This window comes from Rhodococcus marinonascens NBRC 14363 (genome assembly GCF_001894885.1).
In the GTDB taxonomy this organism is placed as follows: Bacteria; Actinomycetota; Actinomycetes; order Mycobacteriales; family Mycobacteriaceae; genus Rhodococcus_F; species Rhodococcus_F marinonascens.
In genome coordinates this window covers 1-5447 of the sequence record NZ_BCXB01000075.1, presented here as the reverse complement: position 1 = coordinate 5447, position 5447 = coordinate 1, and the positions used below count along the sequence as shown (strand labels likewise).

Sequence of the window (5447 nt, the reverse complement as noted above, 5' to 3'; positions counted from 1 at the left end):
AGGGGTTCGAGAAGCGCCCATTGTGCGTTCGTAACCGACGACGACGGGTACACCGCGCACCGGTGTGCCCTCGCATTGTCCGGGGTGGGGCATGACGGGCACAGCACGATGGGAGATGATGACAAGTGAACTCCTGGTTGGTCGTGGTACAAGCACCTACTGATCTACCAGGAGTTCACTCATTCCGCACCAGTCACACACCGACACCGAGTTTGCAGACGCACTCCAATGCATTGGTCGTCGTTCCCACCATGTTGCAGCGCATCGTCGACCTCGGGACCGACACCCTGGCGAAGTACGACACCTCGAGCCTGAAGATCATCTTCGCGGCCGGGTCCGCACTCTCGCCCGACTTGTGCAAGCGAACCTCCGCCGCTTTCGGCGAGATGCTCCACAACCTGTACGGCTCCACCGAAGCAGCCGTTGCCACGGTGGCGACACCCGCCGACCTCGCGCTCGCCCCCGGTACCGCCGGGCGAGCACCGGTCAGCTGCCACGTGGCACTCTATGATGTTGCCGGCCAACGAATCACAGAACCGGACACCGTCGGACGTATCTTTGTTGCCAGCGGTCTCAGCTTCTGCGGATACACCGACGGTCGCGACAAGGAACGCATGGACGGCTTCTTATCCACCGGCGACCAGGGGCATTTCGACCTCAACGGCCTGCTCTTCGTGGACGGCCGAGACGACGACATGATCGTCTCCGGTGGCGAAAACGTCTATCCGCTCGAAGTCGAAAACCTTCTCGCCGACCGTGAGGACGTGATCGAGGCCGCGGTGATCGGCGTCGAGGACTCCGAGTTCGATCGTCGCTTAAAGGCTTTCGTCGTGCCGGGTCCAGGATGCGCGAAAGATGCGGAGGAGATGAAGGCTTACGTCAAGGCGAATCTGGCCAGGTACAAGGTGCCCCGCGAGGTAATCTTCATCACGGAACTCCCCCGCAACGCGACCGGCAAATTGCTGCGCGGCGTACTGATCGAGATGGACGTGAAGGAAACCTGATCACCCTCCGAATCGGAGCGGCTACGGGATTGCGGTGAGCCGGCCGCCGGGTGCACTCGAGGAGTTCTTGCATTTCTCGACTCGACCGGCAGTTCACACCTCTGAACCGCGCGACCGGGAAAAAAGGAACCGGTGCCCTGGATCCCAGGGCACCGGTTCCTCATTGGTAGCGGGGACAGGATTTGAACCTGCGACCTCTGGGTTATGAGCCCAGCGAGCTACCGAGCTGCTCCACCCCGCGTTGCGTGAATGAAGTTACACGAGCAAAGGAACGGATTGCAAATCCGCCCGGAAAGCGTCTGGCCGACAGCCCTTTTGGGCCCTTTGGCGACCACACCAACCACATCCGTCACTAAACGGAGTGATGCTCGTCACATTTTCGCGGATTCTCCGTCGTTCGGGAAGTTCGCAACGTAGGTGACGACCTGCGGAAACGACAATCGAGGCAGTCGGTATTTGTACGCCCGTCACAGAAAATCGGACCGTGACCATTCCGTGATCAACACGTACGTTCGTGACCGGCCCGAAACCAACGGGCAACGCCGACCCGTCGCAGCTATGCCTTGCCCCGCGGGATTCGGAATTCCGACACCTCGAGGGGCAGGGACGAGGACGGTTCGATCACCCGGGTCGGCGCACCAGCCGATTCCCGCAGGGACGCCTCGTCGGCAAATGCGGAGAGGAAACACCCATATGACCAACATCAGCATCGTCAAACGGACCCAGGGCGCAGTCGCGCTGGCCGGAGCAGTCGTGGCTGTGCCGCTCGGCCTGAGCACCGGCACCGCCTTCGCCGCCCCCCACAACTGGGACGCCGTCGCACAGTGCGAGAGCAGCGGAAACTGGGCCACGGACACCGGCAACGGCTTCAGGGGCGGTCTGCAGTTCACCGACAGCACCTGGGCCGCATTTGGAGGGGGCGGGTCGGCGGCCCATGCTTCGCGCGCGGAGCAGATCCGGGTCGCCGAGAACGTCCTGGCAGGTCAGGGACCGGGCGCCTGGCCCGTGTGCGGGAAGTACCTCTGATCCGCATTGACAGTGCTCGAGGTGCCCTGTGTGAAGCACGACGCACACAGGGCACCTCTGCGTTTCCCTGCCTCCGCCTACACCGCTCGGACAGCTTCTTGCGCACCGTTTCAAATGCGGAACTTGACTTCCTCCCGGGTTCACACCCTAGGTTTCCTGTTCCACCGATAGTTGCCTTCCCGCACCTATGTGCGGGACGGTCTCACACCATCTCCGCAGGCTGTCACCGTCAGCCCAACGGCGAGAATGTTCTTCGCCGCATTCACGTCCCGATCGTGGACGCTGCCACACAGGCAGGTCCACCCCCGAACGTGCAGCGGCATCTTCGACTCGACCACAAGCGGAACACGTTTTGCTCGACGGATAGAACCTGTCGATTACCACCACCTGCCGCCCATACCAGTCGGCCTTGCACTCGAGCATGCTGCGGAACTCCGCCCAACTCTCGCATGGTTGAGTCCAGCAGGATGGTGTACGACCATCCTCCCGGAGTGACAGGCGTTTCGTTACCGAGTTGAAGCCGACCACCGCGTGATTCTTCAAAGAGAGCTACCAACTCGACTTGAAGAAGCACCACGCGATGACCTTTGACCACAATATCGACCCCGGAAAGTTCCTGGCCGACCAACTCGCCGCAGCCAGCCCCGATCTGTTGCGTTCGATGCTCTCGACCTTCATCCAAGCGCTGATGGGTGCCGAGGCCGACGCGGCCTGCGGTGCCGCCTACGGTCAGCGCACCGACGAACGCCTGAACTCGCGAAACGGGTACCAGGTTCGAGAGAACGGACGTTGGTCAATGTCCATGCCCTGGTGGCGGTCGGTGTGAACGCCGATGGACATCGGGAAATCTTGGGTCTCGACGTCTCCTCCGGTGAGGACAAGGCCGGTTGGATGACGTTCTTCCGCGGTCTCGTCGCCCGCGGTCTCACCGGAGTAACACTGGTGACCTCCGACGCCCGCCCGGTCTGGTCGCCGCGATCGGAGCAACCCTGCCCGGTGCGTCATGGCAGCGGTGCCGCACCCACTACGCAGTCAACTGGGGGCACCGCCCTGCACGAAGTGCTCGGGGGTATTTCGATCACCCCGAAATCGTCGTGGCCTGGGGGTCCCACCCGCTTTCGGGGGAGGGTGGAGACACTATTGCATTCGGTCTACGACCAGCCGGACGCCGATTCAGTTCATTCCCCATATGATCGGGTTCTCGATGCCCTGTCGGAAAAACTCCCGAAAGTCGCCGCGCATCTCGATGACGCCCGCGCCGAACTGTTGGCGCTCACCGCGTTCCCGAAGGAAATCTGGCGTCAGATCTGGTCCGACAATCCGTAGGAACGGTTGAACAAAGAGATCCGGCACCGCACCGTCCCGCGGAAGCGGGAGGTACCCCGTTATCTTTTATGTAGCCCTCGCCGGAGGGCGGCTGGTCGTCTCTTCCGGTATGGCTTTGGTGCCCCTGACGTTGATGTCTTGGCTGGTGTTGCCGCTGGATGAGATGGTCTTGGTCGACCGCTGATAGAAGCAAGGCCCGCTCGCCGAGAGGTCTTCATAACGTGGGTGACGGATCCGAGGCCAGGACTGGCACTGGCACTGGCAGACGAGAGGGAGTGTGAGGACTCTGAACGGCAAGACGATCACCGCGTACTGCGGCATCGATGTCGGCAAATCCCATCATCATGCGGTAGCACTCGATTCCAATGGAAATCGCCTCTACGACAAAGAGTTTCCTCAGGACGAGACGCGACTCCGGGAGCCGTTCACCGATCTGGGCCAGCATGGCCCCGTCATGGTCATCGCCGACCAACCCCATAGCATCGGCGCACTGCCGGTCTCGGTCGCCCGCAATGCGAGATTGGTGGTGACCTACCTCCCGGGTCTGGCGATGCGACGGATCGCGGACCTGCACCCGGCAACGCCAAAACCGATGCCCGCGACGCGTTCGTCATCGCCGAGGCCGCACGCACCCTACCGTCGACCCTGCGACTGAACAGCACTGACGACGAAGAGATTGCCGACCTGAGGATGCTCGCCGGCTTCGACGACGACCTCGCGGTCGAGGCCACTCGGTTGACCAACCGGATCCGCGGACTACCGGTCGACGTCCACCCCGCACTCGAACCAGCCATCGGCCCCTACCTCGACAAAACAGTCGGCCCGGATACTCGCTCGCTTCGGTGGTCCGGTGGGACTGTCCTCGGCGACCAGATACTCGCTGCACGCGCTGATCACCAAGCATGCACCGAGGGCGCACGCGAAGATCTTCGACCGCATCATCGCAGCCCTATCCGAGCAGACCGCCGTCATTCCCGCCAGTAACGCCGCCGACAAGACATCGAGGATGCACTCGACTCTGCCTGGCACGGAGACGGTGCGACGTCCTCTACGCCATGCTCAAAACTGAAACGAAATATCAGCTGGCCGACTCCATGACGGCTTGACAACGGGATAGAAGCACCACGTGCCGGCGGCACCCTCCCCAAGGACTTCGTCCAGGAGACCCCAGCCCTGATCGAGTACCTGACCACACGCCACCTCGCCTACTCGATCGAGCTCGGGCTCACCGACTCGATGGCCACCAAGATCGCGGTGATCCCCGACGACGTGTGGACCCCCGCCTACGACGCCGACGGGCAGGTCCGTGACGGGGCCGAGGTAGCCGAACTCACCGGCCTACTCGACCTGTCGGCATGGCCGAAGGGAATGCGGGTGATCGTCCGCAGGGAACGACCCACCCGGTGCCCAACTACGGTTCACCGACCACAATCGCCTGCGACTGACCGCGTTCGTCACCAACACCACCCGCGGCCAGCTACCCGACCTCGAGTTGTGGCACGACCGCCGCGCCCGCTGCGAGGACCGGATCCGGACCACGAAACAAACTGGCCTGCGGAATCTTCCACTGCACGGCTTCGACCAGAACCGGATCTGGCTCGCCATCGTGCAACTGGCCTGCGAGCTGACGGCGTGGACGCAGATACTCGCCTTCGGCCCCGACCCGGCCCGACGGTGGGAACCGAAACGCCTGCGGCTGCGGATGTTCTCGATCGCCGGCCGCATCACCCGCCGCACCCGACTCAAACTCGCCACCCGCGCGCCGTGGGCCGACACGATCATTACCAGCCTACGGCGCCCTACCCGGCCGCGTCGGGCAGCCACTCATTGCCGCACACCGGATCCACGATCGAATCACCCAATCCGAAGGCGCTCAGGCCGGGACGCGGGACTCACGAAAGATCGAGGCCAATTATTGCAGTCACTGGATGATGATCAGAGAATCCGGCATGATCGCCTACTGAAGCGTTCAATACGTTCATGGAGTCTAGCGTAAGGATGTAATCAACGCTTACATCTCTGTCGTAAGTCGGCGGTTTTGTTATACGAGGGTAGACCACGGCGGTGTCAAGCCGTGGAAGCAACGGAGTC

At 62.5% G+C, this 5447-nt stretch carries 3 protein-coding genes, 1 tRNA gene and 6 pseudogenes; 5 read left to right on the top strand and 5 right to left on the bottom strand.

The genetic code is table 11. The features are described 5' to 3' along the window. Window positions 1-227 precede the first annotated feature (227 nt). Window positions 228-1004 (top strand): annotated as a pseudogene (locus RM2_RS22450) (AMP-binding protein); the annotation flags it as partial. Window positions 1005-1168: 164 nt separating this feature from the next. Here the strand turns inward: RM2_RS22450 and RM2_RS22445 are convergent. Beyond that, window positions 1169-1245, bottom strand: a tRNA-Met gene (locus RM2_RS22445). Between the two features lie 452 nt (window positions 1246-1697). Here RM2_RS22445 and RM2_RS22440 point away from each other — a divergent pair. Next, window positions 1698-2027: pseudogene (locus RM2_RS22440) on the top strand (transglycosylase family protein); the annotation flags it as partial. Window positions 2028-2215: 188 nt separating this feature from the next. On the opposite strand, the gene RM2_RS26115 reads toward RM2_RS22440, so the two are convergent. Together RM2_RS26115 and RM2_RS26110 are read right to left on the bottom strand one after the other, a co-directional pair. After that, on the bottom strand, window positions 2216-2353 hold the full coding sequence (locus RM2_RS26115; RefSeq protein WP_445009105.1) for a zinc ribbon domain-containing protein: 138 nt from the start codon (window positions 2351-2353) through the stop codon (window positions 2216-2218). Beyond that, window positions 2334-2453 (bottom strand): annotated as a pseudogene (locus RM2_RS26110) (zinc ribbon domain-containing protein); the annotation flags it as partial. The pseudogene RM2_RS26110 and the gene RM2_RS26115, both read right to left, overlap by 20 nt. A gap of 157 nt (window positions 2454-2610) precedes the next feature. Here RM2_RS26110 and RM2_RS22430 point away from each other — a divergent pair. Together RM2_RS22430 and RM2_RS22425 are read left to right on the top strand one after the other, a co-directional pair. Further along, window positions 2611-3353: pseudogene (locus RM2_RS22430) on the top strand (transposase); the annotation flags it as partial. Window positions 3354-3633: 280 nt separating this feature from the next. Continuing rightward, window positions 3634-4055 (top strand): annotated as a pseudogene (locus RM2_RS22425) (IS110 family transposase); the annotation flags it as partial. 57 nt (window positions 4056-4112) lie between these two features. Here RM2_RS22425 and RM2_RS24755 read toward each other — a convergent pair. Continuing rightward, on the bottom strand, window positions 4113-4385 hold the full coding sequence (locus tag RM2_RS24755; RefSeq protein WP_169846808.1) for a hypothetical protein: 273 nt from the start codon (window positions 4383-4385) through the stop codon (window positions 4113-4115). A 135-nt stretch (window positions 4386-4520) separates the two neighbouring features. Here RM2_RS24755 and RM2_RS22415 point away from each other — a divergent pair. Continuing rightward, a pseudogene (locus RM2_RS22415) lies at window positions 4521-5154 on the top strand (transposase); the annotation flags it as partial. Between the two features lie 94 nt (window positions 5155-5248). Here RM2_RS22415 and RM2_RS24960 read toward each other — a convergent pair. Beyond that, a partial coding sequence (locus RM2_RS24960; RefSeq protein ID WP_218017269.1) for a hypothetical protein occupies window positions 5249-5447 on the bottom strand: 199 nt, incomplete at its 5' end.

Bases quoted from the DNA above. Each gene is read 5' to 3' on its own strand.
- RM2_RS26115 (WP_445009105.1), bottom strand. From the start codon at position 2,353: ATGCCGCTGCACGTTCGGGGGTGGACCTGCCTGTGTGGCAGCGTCCAC.